The 15,467-nt window shown below is 51.3% G+C and carries 21 protein-coding genes; 19 read left to right on the top strand and 2 right to left on the bottom strand.

Features of this window, described 5'->3' with window-relative positions; genetic code table 11:
• Nucleotides 1-4: 4 nt before the first annotated feature.
• The gene (locus tag MHI43_RS00880; RefSeq protein ID WP_235201777.1) at nucleotides 5-1,687 is read left to right on the top strand and encodes a tetratricopeptide repeat protein; all 1,683 of its coding nucleotides are present in this window, start codon (nucleotides 5-7) and stop codon (nucleotides 1,685-1,687) included.
• A gap of 121 nt (nucleotides 1,688-1,808) precedes the next feature.
• The gene (gene trxB / locus MHI43_RS00885; RefSeq protein WP_012818406.1) at nucleotides 1,809-2,762 is read left to right on the top strand and encodes a thioredoxin-disulfide reductase; all 954 of its coding nucleotides are present in this window, start codon (nucleotides 1,809-1,811) and stop codon (nucleotides 2,760-2,762) included.
• A 121-nt stretch (nucleotides 2,763-2,883) separates the two neighbouring features.
• On the opposite strand, the gene MHI43_RS00890 is transcribed toward trxB, so the two are convergent.
• Together MHI43_RS00890 and MHI43_RS00895 are read right to left on the bottom strand one after the other, a co-directional pair.
• Nucleotides 2,884-3,366: a spore coat protein gene (locus tag MHI43_RS00890; RefSeq protein WP_012818407.1), complete on the bottom strand. Its 483-nt coding sequence runs from the start codon at nucleotides 3,364-3,366 to the stop codon at nucleotides 2,884-2,886.
• Nucleotides 3,367-3,451: 85 nt separating this feature from the next.
• Nucleotides 3,452-3,907 carry a GNAT family N-acetyltransferase gene (locus tag MHI43_RS00895; protein WP_012818408.1) on the bottom strand — a complete coding sequence of 152 codons (456 nt, stop codon included), beginning with the start codon at nucleotides 3,905-3,907 and terminating at the stop codon, nucleotides 3,452-3,454.
• Between the two features lie 187 nt (nucleotides 3,908-4,094).
• On the opposite strand from MHI43_RS00895, the gene MHI43_RS00900 reads away from it, so the two are divergent.
• The 17 genes from MHI43_RS00900 to MHI43_RS00980 all read left to right on the top strand — a co-directional run bounded on the left by MHI43_RS00900 (nucleotide 4,095) and on the right by MHI43_RS00980 (nucleotide 15,440).
• Nucleotides 4,095-4,913, top strand: a complete 819-nt coding sequence (locus MHI43_RS00900; protein WP_012818409.1) for a methyltransferase domain-containing protein — start codon at nucleotides 4,095-4,097, stop codon at nucleotides 4,911-4,913.
• Between the two features lie 123 nt (nucleotides 4,914-5,036).
• Nucleotides 5,037-5,378 carry a YuzF family protein gene (locus tag MHI43_RS00905; RefSeq protein ID WP_036662819.1) on the top strand — a complete coding sequence of 114 codons (342 nt, stop codon included), beginning with the start codon at nucleotides 5,037-5,039 and terminating at the stop codon, nucleotides 5,376-5,378.
• A 168-nt stretch (nucleotides 5,379-5,546) separates the two neighbouring features.
• Nucleotides 5,547-6,323, top strand: a complete 777-nt coding sequence (locus MHI43_RS00910; protein ID WP_012818412.1) for an aminoglycoside 3'-phosphotransferase — start codon at nucleotides 5,547-5,549, stop codon at nucleotides 6,321-6,323.
• An 18-nt stretch (nucleotides 6,324-6,341) separates the two neighbouring features.
• Nucleotides 6,342-6,836 carry a GNAT family N-acetyltransferase gene (locus MHI43_RS00915; RefSeq protein ID WP_036662817.1) on the top strand — a complete coding sequence of 165 codons (495 nt, stop codon included), beginning with the start codon at nucleotides 6,342-6,344 and terminating at the stop codon, nucleotides 6,834-6,836.
• Between the two features lie 44 nt (nucleotides 6,837-6,880).
• Nucleotides 6,881-7,450 (top strand): GNAT family N-acetyltransferase, encoded by a 570-nt coding sequence (locus tag MHI43_RS00920; protein ID WP_036662816.1) that lies wholly within the window; start codon nucleotides 6,881-6,883, stop codon nucleotides 7,448-7,450.
• Nucleotides 7,447-8,106: an HAD family hydrolase gene (locus MHI43_RS00925; protein ID WP_036662814.1), complete on the top strand. Its 660-nt coding sequence runs from the start codon at nucleotides 7,447-7,449 to the stop codon at nucleotides 8,104-8,106. The genes MHI43_RS00920 and MHI43_RS00925 overlap by 4 nt, the downstream gene beginning before the upstream one ends.
• Before the next feature lie 84 nt (nucleotides 8,107-8,190).
• Complete coding sequence (locus MHI43_RS00930; RefSeq protein ID WP_036662812.1) at nucleotides 8,191-8,604, top strand: hypothetical protein; 414 nt, start codon at nucleotides 8,191-8,193, stop codon at nucleotides 8,602-8,604.
• Nucleotides 8,605-8,894: 290 nt separating this feature from the next.
• The gene (locus MHI43_RS00935) at nucleotides 8,895-10,001 is read left to right on the top strand and encodes a VanZ family protein (RefSeq protein WP_036662810.1); all 1,107 of its coding nucleotides are present in this window, start codon (nucleotides 8,895-8,897) and stop codon (nucleotides 9,999-10,001) included.
• A gap of 35 nt (nucleotides 10,002-10,036) precedes the next feature.
• A complete protein-coding gene (locus MHI43_RS00940) occupies nucleotides 10,037-10,723 on the top strand; it encodes a hypothetical protein (RefSeq protein ID WP_012818417.1) in 687 nt (228 codons plus the stop codon).
• Between the two features lie 78 nt (nucleotides 10,724-10,801).
• Nucleotides 10,802-11,248 (top strand): hypothetical protein, encoded by a 447-nt coding sequence (locus MHI43_RS00945; RefSeq protein ID WP_341283214.1) that lies wholly within the window; start codon nucleotides 10,802-10,804, stop codon nucleotides 11,246-11,248.
• Between the two features lie 184 nt (nucleotides 11,249-11,432).
• Complete coding sequence (locus MHI43_RS00950) at nucleotides 11,433-11,894, top strand: NUDIX domain-containing protein (protein WP_036662808.1); 462 nt, start codon at nucleotides 11,433-11,435, stop codon at nucleotides 11,892-11,894.
• 70 nt (nucleotides 11,895-11,964) lie between these two features.
• Nucleotides 11,965-12,168, top strand: coding sequence for a DUF4177 domain-containing protein (locus MHI43_RS00955; RefSeq protein ID WP_009595662.1), 204 nt, complete (start codon nucleotides 11,965-11,967; stop codon nucleotides 12,166-12,168).
• Nucleotides 12,169-12,193: 25 nt separating this feature from the next.
• The gene (locus MHI43_RS00960) at nucleotides 12,194-12,943 is read left to right on the top strand and encodes a DUF3891 family protein (protein WP_036662807.1); all 750 of its coding nucleotides are present in this window, start codon (nucleotides 12,194-12,196) and stop codon (nucleotides 12,941-12,943) included.
• A gap of 104 nt (nucleotides 12,944-13,047) precedes the next feature.
• On the top strand, nucleotides 13,048-13,224 hold the full coding sequence (locus tag MHI43_RS00965) for a hypothetical protein (protein WP_009595674.1): 177 nt from the start codon (nucleotides 13,048-13,050) through the stop codon (nucleotides 13,222-13,224).
• A gap of 319 nt (nucleotides 13,225-13,543) precedes the next feature.
• Nucleotides 13,544-13,741: a hypothetical protein gene (locus MHI43_RS00970; RefSeq protein WP_036662806.1), complete on the top strand. Its 198-nt coding sequence runs from the start codon at nucleotides 13,544-13,546 to the stop codon at nucleotides 13,739-13,741.
• 244 nt (nucleotides 13,742-13,985) lie between these two features.
• Nucleotides 13,986-14,306: a response regulator gene (locus MHI43_RS00975; RefSeq protein WP_051425346.1), complete on the top strand. Its 321-nt coding sequence runs from the start codon at nucleotides 13,986-13,988 to the stop codon at nucleotides 14,304-14,306.
• Nucleotides 14,307-14,426: 120 nt separating this feature from the next.
• Complete coding sequence (locus MHI43_RS00980; RefSeq protein ID WP_036662805.1) at nucleotides 14,427-15,440, top strand: serine hydrolase; 1,014 nt, start codon at nucleotides 14,427-14,429, stop codon at nucleotides 15,438-15,440.
• Nucleotides 15,441-15,467: the final 27 nt, after the last annotated feature.

The following is a 15,467-nucleotide window of genomic DNA, read 5'->3' on the forward strand; positions in this document are numbered from 1 at the left end:
CGAAATGAATGCTAATTTCTTCTTCGATCGCGCGGTTCGTTCGCTAGATCGTTACCAATATGACAAGGCTCTGAAATATTTTCGCAAAGCTGTTGAATATGAACCCGATAATCCAGTGAATCATTGCAATATGGCGGGTATATTATCAGAGACGGGAGATTATAAAGCTTCCAACGATGTGCTGGCTCATATTCTGGAGCAGGTTGACCCGTTGATGACGGAATGCTATTTCTATATGGCGAACAATTATGCCAATATGGAACAGTTTGAGAAGGCGGAAGAAGCGCTTGTCACCTATCTGGAGGAAGATCCTAACGGTCAATTTCTGGATGAGGCCGAGGAAATGATGGAGCTGCTCCATTACGAGCTGAATCGTCCTGCCAAGCTGAACCGGATCAAGAGCCGCGAAGGCGTGGTCGAACATGAGCATGCCCGGGCACTGCTGGAGGAAGGGAAATTCGCCCAAGCGGTCAAGCTGTTGGAGGAAATCGTCAAGGATAATCCGGATTTTCTGGCTGCGCGCAACAATTTGGCCCTGGCTTACTACTACATGGGACGTTTCGATACCGCGAAGCGCACCATTGGCGAGGTGCTGGATCAGGAGCCGGGCAATCTGCACGGTTTATGCAATCTGGCCATCTTCTTTCAGCATGAGGGAAATCAGGAGCAGCGCGACCGATTGATGGACATGCTAACGGTAACGGTTCCTTTTCATCTGGAGCATGTGTTTAAGCTTGCTACGACGATGGGCATATTGGGGCAGCACGAAATTGCCTACGGTCATTTTCGCCGATTGCTGAAAGAGGATGAGTTTAACGGAGATCCAAGCCTGTATCATTATACGGCCGTTGCGGCCTGCAACAGCGGTTATTACGACAAGGCCGAGAAATATTGGCGGCAGGCGCTGAAGCTGGACGGAGATTCGGTGATTCCGGATTTCTATTTGGCCCAGCTGCAAAAGCGTAAAGAAACCGGTACCGATCAGATGAAAGTGAGTTACCACTATCACCTTCCGTTCGAAGAGCAGTTCAAACGCTGGGAGCATGACGGCGATAAACTGACGGAGGAAGCGAAGCAGAATCCGCTGATTCGTTCATCGTTCTTCTGGGCGCTCCGGCATGGCGATCCCCAGACCAAGCTGCAGGTGATCCGGACGCTGGAATTGATCGCCGATGAAGAGGTGCAGCATGCGCTGCAATCGTTCCTGCAGGAACCGGGGGAGGACGCGGAGTTGAAGGATGCCGCCCGCCTGGTGCTCCAGCAGATGGAGGCCGCAAGCAATCGGTTGAAGGAGCGTCGCGACGATCGCGATTTATCCGGGGGCAAGACCCGCGAGGTGCTGCCGGATTGGCTGCCTTCCTGGAAGGCGGTGCTGGAGAAGGCAGAGCAGACCATGGACATGCGGGTAGACCCTTTTTGGAAAAAAGAGATGGAGAATCTCTGGTCCGAGTTCCTGAGCCGGCTGTACCCTGATATTCCGAACATTCGGAATGTGGAGGGCTGGGCAGCGGCATTGGAATATCTGACGGCCAAGAAGCGTGGACGAACCCTAACCTATGAACAGGTGGCTGTCCGTTACGGTATTTCGCCATCAACGGTGAGTCGTTACGCACGTCAAATGGATAGCGTATGTGAAACGAAAGCACAGCCGGATGATAATTTCCGGCCATTTACGGAAAACATTTAAGTAAGAGCCCATATTCGGATACTTAGGAGACCTTGGTACATGATGGTACATGAAGATTCCGTAAGTCCTGAATAGGATAATGCATGCAACAGAAATCGACACCTTAAAGGAGGCCGTATCTATGTACAAATCAATCGTAATCGGAACAGGACCTGCCGGATTGACGGCAGCCATCTACTTGGCACGCGCAAACTTGAAGCCGCTCGTGATCGAAGGAATGCAACCGGGAGGCCAGCTGACGACAACGACGGAGGTCGAGAACTTCCCTGGATTCCCGCAGGGCATCATGGGTCCCGAGCTGATGGATAATATGCGTCAACAAGCGGAACGCTTCGGTGCAGAGTTCAAGAGTGCCTGGGTCGAGTCCGTTGATTTCTCCGAGCGTCCGTTCAAGGTGAATGTCGAGGGCATGGGCGAGCTTCTGGCCGAGTCCGTGATTATCTCGACGGGAGCTTCCGCGAAGTATCTCGGAATTCCGGGAGAGCAGGAGAACGTTGGACGGGGCGTAAGTACATGCGCCACATGCGACGGGTTCTTCTTCCGCGGAAAAAAAATCATTGTCATCGGCGGCGGCGACTCCGCAATGGAGGAGGCCAGCTTCCTGACGCGTTTCGCTTCCAGCGTAACGGTGGTGAACCGCCGCACCGAGCTGCGTGCATCTAAGATCATGCAGGATCGCGCGCGCGAGAACGAGAAGATCCAGTGGGCTTTGGACCGCACGCCGGTTGAGGTGGTAACCAGCGATACCGGAGTTAAAGGGCTGAAGGTCCGCAACAACGAAACGGGCGAGGAAGAACTGATCGAAGCAGAAGGCGTGTTCGTGGCCATCGGACATACGCCGAACACGGGCTTCCTAGGCAATCAGATCACAACCGATCCGACCGGCTACATCTTGGTTAAACCAGGAACGACCGAGACGAACATCCCGGGCGTATTCGCCTGCGGCGACGTTCAGGATACGCGTTATCGCCAAGCCATCACGGCTGCAGGAACAGGCTGTATGGCCGCTATGGATTGCGAGAAATATCTCGAGGGCCACATGGTCCATGATTGGAGCGAGACGCTGAATAAGTAATTCCTTGCCTAAGGGATTATCTATTGAAAAGAAGAAGCCCCAGAGCTATACGGCGGACGGGTTTGCGAGGAAACATCTCGTAAAATCCGTACCTGTTTAGCCAGGGGCTTTTTTTGCTGAGTTACAAGCTCAGCGCTTTGTTCGCATTTTTCACGTCATTCTCTAGCAGCTGCTTCAAATTGTAAGACGGATACAGGCCGCGCGCATACATGAAGTAGAAGATTTTTCCGTGCAGTTCAATGGCTTTGTTCAACTGCTTCTGAAGTGTTTCTCTTACGCTTGGAGTTGCTGCCTCGGTAATGGCAATGGCGTAGCTTCGGACCGAGGTTTTGGCAAACCCCAGCAGATGACCTGCGTAATACGCCGTCAGATCGGCACCGGAGAGACTGCGGGTTCCCGTGGGCGCTTCCGAATAATAAGGCAGAAGCTCCTTCAGGTTCTGTTCAACCCCTTGAATCGCTTCCATATACAGTCCATGGAGCTCCGGGTCTTTGATATCATGCACTGACATCTTGAACGCCATCAAGTGATTCGCCTGAAAGGCAGTTAATTCATGAATCTCCAGTGTTTCGTGCCAAGCGAGATGTCTCGGATTGTGACTCATGCTCAATAGGTTCTCCTCCAAAAATCAATATGCGATAGCCCATTCACCGAATGGAGGAACGGTGCATAGCACAACCCGAATCACCTTACAAATCTAAGGACATCCGCACCATGTCCCGGAGCCGCATGCCGTTCTCGTAGATTTCTTCATCATAATGACGGACAAAAAAGTCCCGGTCGATGCCTGTCATTCGAAATCCGCATTTCTGGTACAGCGCCAGCTGTGCCACCCCGGTACTCCCTGTTCCTACTTCAATCGTGGCATATCCGAGCTCCCGGGCCTGATCAACGGCATGATTCACGAGCTGTTTGCCATAGCCCCGGCCGTGCAGATTCTCGCTTACGGCAACGTTCACCAGCTCGATGGTATCGGGTCTGGTGGGTAGCAGGACATAGACCCCGATGGGTTGTGAGCTTTCTTCAGCGACATAGCAGTGACCGCGGTTTACGTATTCTTTGACAAGCCTTATCGATGGATCCGCAAGAAGGAGCAGGTCCATAGGGGGCGTTTCTTCATGAGTATTCAGCTTTCTAATGTTCACGAGCGTTCTCCCTTATGATTTCGATAGTGGTGTTATAAACAGGTTTATTGTACCACGCCTGCATCGCCAAGTTCCTGGAATTGGATGATTTCAACGGGCGGTTGAATTCTTCCGGGATTCAATGACCAGGTTATTGTATGCCCCGCACAACGTCCCTACAATGTGGTTATATAGGAGCGTGATCCATATGAGAGACATGTTGGCCAAAAATATTAATCGTTACCGTAAAGAACGGAGACTTACCCAGGAAGGATTGGCGCATAAGCTGGGCGTTACGTTCCAGGCGGTATCCAAATGGGAGACCGGGCAGACCATGCCCGATATCGCGCTGCTTCCGGAGCTGTCCCGGCTGCTGGACGTCAGCATCGATAAGCTGTTTGGTTATTCTTCGACGGGCAAGCCGATCAGCATCTATGAAGAAGAGTACAAAACGCCGGAGTACTATTGGGGCACGGAACCGAACGCAGCCTGTTATCAGGTGCTTGAAATGATCCCGCCGACAAAAAGAGTAAGGCTGCTGGATATCGGGTGCGGGGAAGGGAAGGATGCCGTGTTTTTTGCCCGCAACGGGTATGAGGTCACGGCATTCGACATTTCGGATGCGGGGATCGAGAAAACGAAGCGATTGGCCGATCACATCGGGGTACACGTGAACGTATTCAAGGCGGATATATCGGATTACCGTCTGGATTCGGAGTTTGACGTGCTGTATTCCAGCGGCGTGCTGCATTATATCCGACCCGAGTATCGCGAGGACATTCTTGCCAATTACAAAAAATTCACCTCGGCAGAGGGATTCCACTGCCTGAATGTATTCGTGCAGAAGCCGTTCATTGCGCCTCCTCCCGAGGATGAGCCGTATGCTTATGACTGGAAGTCCGGAGAGCTTATGATGCATTATCACGATTGGCTGATTCACAGCTGCCCGGAGGTCATTTTTGATTGCAACTCATCGGGTATACCGCACCGGCATGCGATGAGTAAGTTGATTGCTCAGAAGGCGTAACGGGTGGCAATTGAGATCAAAGACATCCTTGCTTTTTTATACAAATATGAGGGGGATAACATAGCGGCCCCTTTCCGGTCATACATAAAGATGTAGGATTCATATCGCAAGGGAGGTCTTACATTGAACAACCATGTCAACACAGCCGGTTATCCGGCGCCGTCTGCAGGTTATGCACCGGGATACTATGCCTACCCTCCACTCCAGCCTATACCGCCGTATTACGCGCCCCGGACCCCGGCAATCCCGCAGCCGATGCACTACGCTACGTTGGTTGAACCGGTATTTATTGACCATCTGCTCCGGCATAAAGGGGCCAAGGTGGTCATCATGACCACTGCGGGGAAAGTCGAGGGGATTTTATCCGGTGTGGTGGTCGACCATGTCCAACTGACGATCGGGGACAACAAAGCACTGCATATTCGGCTGGCCCAGGTGGTGTACTTCGAGGGAGTTCCATTCTGACAATCAGGGATCCAAAATAGTTTAAACGAAAAAATACCGGCTGATAGGGCAGGATTAGACCGGTGAATCGCCAATTCATAGAGTACAGATCCGAAGGCGTTCCGATGGGGACGTCTTTATTCTATTGGACTGTGGCCGGCAGAGGGGATTAGCCGGCGTGGAGGAACGATGAAAAAAATACGTATTCCATTCGATATGAAGACGTTGCCTGTAAGCCTGCAGCCCTATTTTCAGACAGCCGTCGTCTACGACAGCAGCTCCTCAAAACAGGCCAAAACCCTGTACATCGAGGGAGCGAGCCAACCGATGTTTTTGAAGATAACGAAACGGGATGAATTACAGAGAGAAGGGGTCATGACGGATTACTTACACGGAAAAGGCCTGGCTCCCAAGGTGCTGGCTTATGAACAGCAGGGTGAGAACGATTACCTGCTGACCGCCGCCCTGAAAGGGGATGATGGGGTGTCGGGTGGCCATCTGAAGGATCCGAACAGGCTGGCTGCCGTGTTCGGGGAAAGTTTGCGTTATCTCCATTCTGTATCTGCCACCGACTGTCCTTATCCGAATCGAACCGCTGAACTTGTGCAAGAGTATCAGGAAGGGATCATGAACAAATCGGGGGATATTGTTGGGCTTCAGGGCGGAAGGGATCAGGCGCTGTCATGCCTTGAGACGCTGCAGGGAACGGCGGAACATGATGTGCTGCTCCACGGCGATTATTGTCTGCCGAATCTGATCATGAGGGATTTTCAGCTTGAAGGTTATATCGATCTGGGCAACGGCGGATTTGGGGACCTTCATTATGACCTCTACTGGGGAATATGGACCCTGCGGTATAATCTGGGTAGTGATGACTACAGGGACGTTTTCCTCGACCATTACGGCCGGACCGATTTCGATGCGGAAAGACTGGCATTATGGACGGCGCTGACGGAGATAATCTAGGCAGAAAGGGAGATGTACATGAATTCATATCATATTCGAGTCGCAGGCCGGGAGGACGCACCCTTTTTGCGGGAGATGCTGTACGAGTCCCTGTATGTGCCCGAGGGAGGGGAGCCTTTTAGCCGGGATATTCTTGAGGAGCCGTTCATGAAAAAATACGTGGAGGACTGGGGGCGCGCGGGCGATCTGGGCTACATTGCTGTGAATGCAGCAGGCAAGCCGTCAGGCTCAATTACCATCCGGTATTTTGATGAAGGGAACAAAGGGTTCGGTTACGTGAGCGATGACATCCCGGAACTGGGCATGGCGCTGATTCCCGAATCCCGCGGGCAAGGGCTAGGAACCGCCCTGATGAAGGAATTGTTCAGAGGGATGAAGGAGCGGGGGATTCAAAAGGTATCGTTAAGCGTCGCTCCGGACAATGCCGCAGCTATGAAGTTGTATGAGCGTTTCGGATTCCAGGAGGCAGGCATGTGCGGAACCTCTATTACGATGGTTGCGGATGTAATCTGAAACGAACAATGGGATGATCCCATGAGAAGGATGGAGGAATAACGATGCTGGTATATGAGTCAGGGCCGATTACGGTTCGCGAGCTGGAGGAGAAAGATGAATCGTCCTTAGCTTCTTGGCTGTCCAATCCGGATGTGCTGCAGTATTACGAGGGACGGGACAATCCCCACGACGTGGAGCGGGTGCGGGAGCATTTCTATGTGGATGATGATGAGACTCGCTGCATTATCGAATATGAGGGAAAGCCGATCGGGTATATCCAGTTCTATCTTCTCGATAAAGATACGTTAGGCGAGTATGGGTATGACGGGAACGATGCGGTCGGCAGAACATTCGCCACGGATCAATTCATCGGGGAGCCGGATTATTGGAATCGAGGCATCGGTACGAAGCTTGTGACTTCCATGGTGGATTACCTCGTGTTTCAGAGGCAGGCCGACCGGATCGTGATGGACCCGCAGGCTTGGAATGAACGGGCCATCGCTTGTTACGAGAAGTGCGGCTTTCGGAAGGTCAGGCTGCTGGAGAAGCATGAACGGCATGAAGGAGAGCTGCGGGACTGCTGGATTATGGAGTATCGGACGGAGCGCGGCAGATCCGGTCCGAGTCGATGATTACCACGGTTGTTTTTGATTTGGACGGGACGCTGCTGGACCGCGACACGTCCTTGGTTCGTTTCGTTCAAGACCAGTATGATCGTCTATCGCTTCATGGCGGTTTAACTGTGGGCAGAGATGCGTACGTCAGACGGTTTGTCGAGCTTGACCGCAGAGGCTATGTATGGAAGGACCAGGTATATCGGCAGCTAACCGAGGAGTTTGCGCTTCCCCTGAATTGGGAAGCGCTGCTTCGGGATTACATATTGGGGTTTCAACAACATTGCGTCGGTTTCCCGAATCTGCATGAAACGTTGGACAGCTTGAAAGGTAAGGGGATAAAACTCGGGCTGATCTCCAATGGCTACGGCGAATTTCAATATAACAATATCAAGGGACTCGGCATCGAGCCTTATTTCGATCTTATCGTAATTTCGGAATGGGAGGGCTTGCGCAAGCCCGATCCGAGGATTTTTGCCAATACATTAAGCCGCCTTGAATCAAAGGCAGGGGAATCCATCTATGTCGGCGACCATCCGGACAACGACGTCACCGCAAGCCGGCTGATCGGCATGAAGGGCATCTGGAAGCGGGATCCCTATTATGACCGGGATTTTGCCAAGGATGGGGAGATTAGCGATTTACTCGAAATCCTCCATTATTTGAAAAGTTGAAAAACCATTTCATTCTTTTGCTCGTTATCATGTATATAAGCCTAATCGAGATAACTGGTCGTTCCGCGTGAGGAGGGGTGTCCCGTGAATCGAAATAAAACCATGACCTTGATAGGTAAGGGTGAGTCGTGGAAAGCGACTTATGTCGTTTCCCATCAGGATAGGGTCAATGCGAAGCTTACCGTGTTTCAGGATGCGCTTGGCGGAAAGCTGAAGCTTCAGTACTCGGGGAAGGAGCCTCTGGAACATGGGCAGATTAACTATCGGCTGGAGGACATGACGGGCCGCTTCCAGGAAGGCGGAATCGTCGTGGGGACCGACCATGCTGCCATGAAGGAGACCAAGGGTGCGCTGGATTTGGCGCATCTGCTCGATATGATGAACCCGAACAAGGATCTAACGATCCAGATAGAGTGGAATGGGCACCGTGAAGAATTCAAGCTGGGACTTCCGCGAAAGATTAGCTTTGGAAAAGCCGTCGGCAAACGGAAGGAATAACGGGACTTCATGGAAGCAGGACTGGGGCCGACTCCCGTCAACATAAACGCGTAAGGCGGGAATAACGACCATGTTATTCCGATGACATTGAATCTATGCGTCTTGTATATGGTGACCTGCCCACACTGATGGTGTGGGTTATTCAGTTTGTGACGCGCGAGGCTGACAGGCATGTCGGCCTTGATGCGGTTATGCGTTTTTTAAACGCATTTTAAACGAAGGGATCCCCGTCATTTAAACTTGGTCCTGTACTTTATAAGTAGAACATCACGGAGGGAGTGAACGAGAGCATGCTGGAAGCCTATCTATTTCCGATATCCTATGCATTTTTAACCTTTCCCATAGCGGCTTTGCTGTGCGCAGTTCCCTTTCTGATCGTGCAGTATCGCAAATATGGTTATTTTAATAAATTCCGGGGATTTCTGCTGTATTTATTCCTGCTGTACATGATGAACGCAGTGTATCTTGTGCTCCTTCCTTTGCCTGCCTCGCGCCATAATGCTCCGATGGATGTGGCCTCGGTTATGCAGTGGATGCCGCTGAATTTCATACAGGACATCTTAAAGGAGACCAAGGTGGTATGGGGCGTGCCCTCGACTTACACGCATTTGTTGAAGGAGAGAGCCTTCTTGCAGGTCGTGTTTAACGTCTTACTCGTGGTGCCGTTCGGCATGTTCCTTCGTTATTATGCGAGAGCGTCCTGGGTTGCATGTCTGGCGGCCTCGTTCGGCTTGTCGTTGTTCTTTGAGGTAACCCAGGTGACCGGCATTTACGGCTTCTATGATCACCCGTACCGATTGTTTGACGTGGACGATCTGCTGATGAATACCCTGGGCGGAATGATGGGCCTCGTGCTGGCCGATTGGATGAAAAATCACCTGCCCCGCCTGGATCGTCTGGATGAGAAGGTGGATCTGTCGCAGAAGCGGGTCAGTTATACGCGCCGGGCCATTGCTTTTGGCATTGATGCAGCGGTCATACTGCCGATCATTGGCGTGCTGACCGTAATAAACGTGAGGGGTGCATACTTCTTTGCCGTGATTTTATATTATATCGTGCTGCCTTATATGATGCAGGGGCAGACGCTGGGGAAATGGGTCGTCCGGGTCCAGATCCGCGGAGCGGGCGAACATCTGAAGCTGAAGGAAGTGATTGTCCGCAACGGCCTGCTGTATGTGGTATGGGGCGGGTTCCATGCTTTGTTCATTACGGTGAATGTCACCGGTTCTAATGTCCTGCTTGCGATGTATGCGCTGGGGATATTGCTGCTGGACGCAGTTGTGTTCCTTCACATGCTGTTATGTCTCATTCATCGCGACCGGAAGCTGCTGCATGAGGCCAAGAGTGGAACAAGGCTCGCTATCGTAGAGAATAAACCCGTGGATAAAGCGGATTAAAGCAGGTTACCACGGGTCTTCTTATTTGTTATAATGTGGAAAATGGATTCGTCGAGGAGGAGATACAACTGAAAGGCAAAATCCTCTCCATTTCTGCCATCATCCTGGGTTTGCTCTTCATTTCCAATCAGCATCTGGGCTATTCGTTCGGGGATGACCTGTTCCGTTGGGCAGGGATCTCCCCATGGACTAAGCAAGGCAACTATGGTCTTCATCTGCCCGTTATTGCAGGTCTTATCTTATTGACGATCGGCATTCTGCGGGTAACGAGCATTTATCGCCCGCTTTATCCGAAGATCATGAGCCGGGTGATGATCGGTTGTATCGCATGGATCGTCGTTTTTCCATTCGTATCGGAGTCCGTCATGTTTGTGGCCAATTTCAATTCGAGCGGAATATCCACCGTCGCCTATTCCAAAAAAGACAGCAACTGCGAATATCGTACAGAGAACGAGGTTATTCTGGCACGCTGCCAGATTCAAATTTACAGTTACGGCACCGAGCGGCAGGTTACGGTACGTCCGCTAAGCGTGGATGTTGGCGGAAGGGTGATTGATTTCGAGCCTAAGGTGGTTCCGGTTCGGCCGCGAGGCCGGATAGAAATTCGCGAAACCTTTGACGGTTTCTTGGACCAGCCGGACCCTTCCTACAGTATGTCGGGAGGGACGAACAAGCCGGGCATCGAGCTGATCGTCGATGGCAGGAGCAAGCAGGTGAAATAGCCTCCCGTTACGAACGAAGGTACATGACTCTGATATCCGAGGTGGACCATGCCGAATTTTCTTCGCACGGAAAGGTATATGAAAATATCGCTGATTACGCTTCTGCTGTTGGTCATGTGTTCATCGCCCGCTGCGCTTGCCTCATGGGCTTATTCGTTTGTCGTGAATGACGGGAAGATCTATGTCATGTCGGAAAATCCCGTGGAAGCGTCTGCGCTTGGAGACGTGGTGGGAAAGGTCACCTACCATACGGATCGGGAAGGGACCTACGGCGGTAACTTCTCCAATGTGTACCCGAAGGGTACGAAATACTATGCGGTCCAGGGAATCGCCCCCGAAACCGCCATAGCGGTTGAGACGCAGGCAGGTTATCTCATGGCTCATTATGAGGGCGAGTACGGGGGTGCCCATGTTTCGTGGATGGTCATCAAGGATTGGATTGCCGCAGGGCTGATCCTGTTGATCGTTGGGTGCGTGGCGGTCATCGTATTAAAGAAGTGGAAGGATGGCTCATACAGGCGCTAGCAAAAAGAGCCGGAACGAGAGTTATGCTTCCAGCGCAAAACAAGCCGGTATTCTTTGAGCATGCTCATGGTATACCGGCTTGTTATCGGTTTGTACCAATATGCAGACAGTGGGTTCGCCTATAGAGGATTTATTTTTGCTACAATAGAAAATAGAAAGAAACGTTACGATAAGGAGATTGCCCATGAAACCGATTCGAAACTCGGCCAAAGCGATGATTGTCCGAGATCACCAAATCCTTTTAACGAAGAATGTAGACCAATGGGGGGACTTCTATCTGTTCCCTGGCGGCGGGCAAGAGAAGGGCGAAACCTTGGTGCAAGCCGTGGTTAGGGAGTGCCTGGAGGAAATCGGGCGCAGGGTGGAAGTTCAAGATCTGCTGCATGTCCGTGAATACATAGGGTCCAACCACGAGTTCGCGGAATGGGATTCCGACGTGCACCAAGTGGAGTTTTATTTTGAATGCCGTTTGGCGGAAGAGGGGGATCTGTTTCAAGGACATAACCCGGATGAATACCAGGTGGGCGTGGAATGGATCGATTTGTCTTCATTGGATGGGATTCGAATATATCCCCGCTCGCTGGTCAAGCCGCTCATGGATAAAGCGGGACGCTCAGCGGTTTGCTATGTCGGGGATACGAACTGATGGATGTCTGCAGGTTGGAAGGTCTCGAGGTTTGTTGTCAAAATCAATGGGATAACGGGGGATGCCGACTATGGATCAATGGGAATACAAAACGCTGAAATACAAAACCGGAGGATTCCTTGGGGGGAAAGTGAACGAAGAAGAATTCGAGGATTTACTGAACAGCTACGGGATTGACGGCTGGGAATTGATCTCGTGTTTCGATACGAGCGTGCATCAAGGCCAGTCCAGAGATATCATTGCCGTGATGAAACGAAAGGCTTATCTGGGGTAAGGACGAATCGAAGGGAGATGATCGGATGATCATTCGCGAGACGGAAGATGCTTTTGTTATGACGACCCAGGACGACCATGGCCGCTTCTCCGGCGATGTGGCCCGGGGCTTTCGGAGAGAGCTGTTTATGGATGAGACGGTTAGGGAAGAAGTGCTGTTGGCTATAACCGAGCATGACCGCGCCTGGCTTCGGATGGATGATACGCCGATCTGGAATGATGCAAGCCGGACTCCGTTCACGTTTATCGATTATCCGGTCATGCCGAAGATGCTAATGTATACCAAGGGCGTTGATGAGATCGAAGCGATGAGTCCTTATGCAGGGCTTCTCTGCAGCCTTCATTTCGCGTCATTTATGAAAAATGCCACCGAAGCGCCGCTGGTGGAATTCTACCATGACGAGCTGGATCGGCAAAAACGGCTGCGTGATCATTATTCGTTTCCGGGCGAAGCCGTGATTCACAGGCAGTTTGGCCTGCTGCAGCTGTGCGACGACATCTCGCTCTATGTAAACATGAATGCGCCGGGTGTTTCCAAGGATCAGGAGCATCCATGGTTCAAAGAGGGCTTCGACATGACGATCGATGGGGAAAGGGTCGTGGCGGCCTGGGCCAGCGAACATGAGATCCGATTGAGTCCGTTTCTGTTCGAAGGAGCATGGTCGGCTACGGTGAAATGGAAATACGTGCTGAAGGCGGAGATTGTTGCTCAGGGAGTGGCGAAGGCATTTGATGGTGCGCCGTGGACCGAGCAGACGATAACATTTATACGGTGAGCGTGAATAAGCAATCATACTTCGCAGCCCAAAATATGATATGATCACGACAGCGGCACGTAGACTGGACAGACTTGATTCTGTAGGAATGTAGAGGATGAACAATGAAGAAAAAGGAATTTTTGATCGTGGCACTGCTTAATTTTTTGGCCGCGATAGCGTTCTTGGTGGTTGTTTTCATAACGGATCGAAGCTCATGGCAATGGGGGTTCGGAATCGTTTCCTTGTTGTTTGCGATTGGTGGAGTAGGAAACTTGGTATTGCATGCCAAGAACAAATAACCCCCCTCCCCGCAGGGTGGTCGGGATTAGATTTCAGGAAAGAAGCATACACCAGGGAGCCGCAGGCTTCCTGGTTTTGTGCTGGTTTCAGGCTTTGATCTTATCCGGAGAAGGGGGAGGTTCCGATAACATGGATCATAAAGGATTCATGTCTTTACTTGTGATCGTATTTATGTGATAATATTCACAAATAAAAAATCCGGCATCCATGATTGCTTTTTAATGGCGGTCTGCCGGGCTTCGATTCATCACAGCATGTTAACCGATATAGAAATGTCTTGATGTCGATGTTGTTTTAACAAGCAAAGGAGCGTTAATCATGAGGAATCATGGGATTTGTGTCAGCTGCGGCGGTAAGGTATATGCTGCCTCCAATCGTTGCGTTCAATGCGGAATGCCGCAGCCGTCCGGTCCATCCAAACAAGCATTTATGCTGCAGGTCGCCGCAATGATCGGGGTCGGTTTGCTTATTTTTGCGGTCCCGGTAATTCTGCTAACCATGTGGGCGAAATATTAGTCCAATATGTAAATTGTATAAGTCAGCCCTTCTAGCAAGCCGTGAACCGGATTCATAAATGATGAATTCGCCACGGTTGGCAGGAGGGTTTTTTTCATGCTTTCAGAGAATAGTTTATAGGGGATTCTTCAATCTTGATTCCAAATGCCGATATATGGGGTAGCTTTGCAGCTCTATGTTGGCAGAATCCTAACATTTATATAGAGAAGTAGGTCAGTCATGAACAAAAAGCGGCGCGTGATGTTTGCGGCTCATTGAACGTGATGGACGCCTGCAGGTGGCAGGCATGTTCACTCGGGCTCAGGATGCAATAGAGCAATGGCGATCCTGCAAGGCGGATGTTGTATTTTTGGACATCGATATGCCTGGAATGACCGGGCTGGAAGCAGGCGAAAGACTGGTACTGCTTGAGCCTGACGTTCATATCGTCTATGTGACGGCCGAAGCCGCGGATTCGCCGGAGTGGGATGCCCGCCATTATTTATTGAAGCCGGTGGATCCGGAACGTTTCAGCCTCACGGTTACGCAGTTGGAGCAGTGCAGGCATGAGCGGAGTTCCCTCTGATGGGCGGAACGCAATTCCGGAATTCGGGGTATTTTTTCGTTAAACTGGTCTTGTACCGGGATCCCCTTTGCTCATTCATGTTAAAATATGCCTATCCTAGATAAAGGATGGGATCAACAGATGATACATAAAATGGAGGAATGGGCTGCCAACAGCCATTTTTCGGGAACGGTGCTCTTAACGGATCAAAATCGCAACATCATATGGAATGCCGCCTTCGGCTATTCCAATCGGGCCGACCGCATCCCGAATCAAGGGGACACCAGGTTCGGCATCGCTTCAGGCTGCAAGCTGTTCACCGGTATTGCGGTTTGCCAGCTTATTGAACAAGGCAAGCTGTCGCTGGACAGCAAGCTGAGCGAGTGTCTGGATATTCGCCTGCCGCATGTTAGCCCGGAGATTACGGTGTTTCATCTACTGAGCCACACCTCAGGCGTTCCGGATTACTTTGATGAAGAGGTCATGGACGACTTTGAGGATTTGTGGAAGGCCGTGCCGATGTATACGCTCCGGAGTGGAAGGGACTTTCTCCCTTTGTTCCAGAATGAGCCGATGAAATTTCAACCCGGCGAGAGATTCCACTATAACAATGCAGGCTTTGTGTTGCTTGGCCTGATCGTTGAACAGCATGCCGGCCTGTCGTTTCGGGATTATGTCCAGCAGTTTGTTTTTGAGCCTTGCGGCATGAACGATTCGGGATATTTCCCGCTGGATCGCCTGCCCGCGAATACGGCTTACGGGTATATCGATGAGGAGGACGGTACGTGGAGAACGAATCAGTATGCCATTCCGATTCAGGGTTATGCCGATGGCGGGGCGTATGTGACGGCACCGGACATGGCAAAGCTATGGAGAGGGCTCTTGTCCAATACGCTGCTCTCGGCATCGATGACGGAGCAGCTGCTGGCTGCCCATTCGCACGACCCGGACAGTGACCTGAAATATGGGCTTGGCGTTTGGATCACCGAGAAGAATGGAAATGTGTACAAATATCATGTCATGGGCTACGACCCTGGCGTGAATTTCCGATCCGCGTATTATCCGGACACCGGGCATACGTTGGTCGTGGCATCCAATGCCAGCGACGGCGCTTTTGAAATGATGCAAACCATAGAGGAAGCTTTATTCAATTGATACAGTGATAAAAACAGCCCCGGGCAA

This window comes from Paenibacillus sp. FSL H8-0457, assembly GCF_038051935.1.
Classification (GTDB): Bacteria; Bacillota; Bacilli; order Paenibacillales; family Paenibacillaceae; genus Paenibacillus_AQ; species Paenibacillus_AQ lautus_A.

What these genes read in the sequence shown, in the direction of transcription:
- MHI43_RS00880 (WP_235201777.1), top strand. Translation starts at nt 5, where the DNA reads ATGAATGCTAATTTCTTCTTCGATCGCGCGGTTCGTTCGCTAGATCGT.
- trxB (WP_012818406.1), top strand. Translation starts at nt 1,809, where the DNA reads ATGTACAAATCAATCGTAATCGGAACAGGACCTGCCGGATTGACGGCA.
- MHI43_RS00890 (WP_012818407.1), bottom strand. Translation starts at nt 3,366, where the DNA reads ATGAGTCACAATCCGAGACATCTCGCTTGGCACGAAACACTGGAGATT.
- MHI43_RS00900 (WP_012818409.1), top strand. Translation starts at nt 4,095, where the DNA reads ATGAGAGACATGTTGGCCAAAAATATTAATCGTTACCGTAAAGAACGG.
- MHI43_RS00910 (WP_012818412.1), top strand. Translation starts at nt 5,547, where the DNA reads ATGAAAAAAATACGTATTCCATTCGATATGAAGACGTTGCCTGTAAGC.
- MHI43_RS00915 (WP_036662817.1), top strand. Translation starts at nt 6,342, where the DNA reads ATGAATTCATATCATATTCGAGTCGCAGGCCGGGAGGACGCACCCTTT.
- MHI43_RS00920 (WP_036662816.1), top strand. Translation starts at nt 6,881, where the DNA reads ATGCTGGTATATGAGTCAGGGCCGATTACGGTTCGCGAGCTGGAGGAG.
- MHI43_RS00925 (WP_036662814.1), top strand. Translation starts at nt 7,447, where the DNA reads ATGATTACCACGGTTGTTTTTGATTTGGACGGGACGCTGCTGGACCGC.
- MHI43_RS00935 (WP_036662810.1), top strand. Translation starts at nt 8,895, where the DNA reads ATGCTGGAAGCCTATCTATTTCCGATATCCTATGCATTTTTAACCTTT.
- MHI43_RS00945 (WP_341283214.1), top strand. Translation starts at nt 10,802, where the DNA reads ATGAAAATATCGCTGATTACGCTTCTGCTGTTGGTCATGTGTTCATCG.
- MHI43_RS00950 (WP_036662808.1), top strand. Translation starts at nt 11,433, where the DNA reads ATGAAACCGATTCGAAACTCGGCCAAAGCGATGATTGTCCGAGATCAC.
- MHI43_RS00955 (WP_009595662.1), top strand. Translation starts at nt 11,965, where the DNA reads ATGGATCAATGGGAATACAAAACGCTGAAATACAAAACCGGAGGATTC.
- MHI43_RS00960 (WP_036662807.1), top strand. Translation starts at nt 12,194, where the DNA reads ATGATCATTCGCGAGACGGAAGATGCTTTTGTTATGACGACCCAGGAC.
- MHI43_RS00965 (WP_009595674.1), top strand. Translation starts at nt 13,048, where the DNA reads ATGAAGAAAAAGGAATTTTTGATCGTGGCACTGCTTAATTTTTTGGCC.
- MHI43_RS00970 (WP_036662806.1), top strand. Translation starts at nt 13,544, where the DNA reads ATGAGGAATCATGGGATTTGTGTCAGCTGCGGCGGTAAGGTATATGCT.
- MHI43_RS00980 (WP_036662805.1), top strand. Translation starts at nt 14,427, where the DNA reads ATGATACATAAAATGGAGGAATGGGCTGCCAACAGCCATTTTTCGGGA.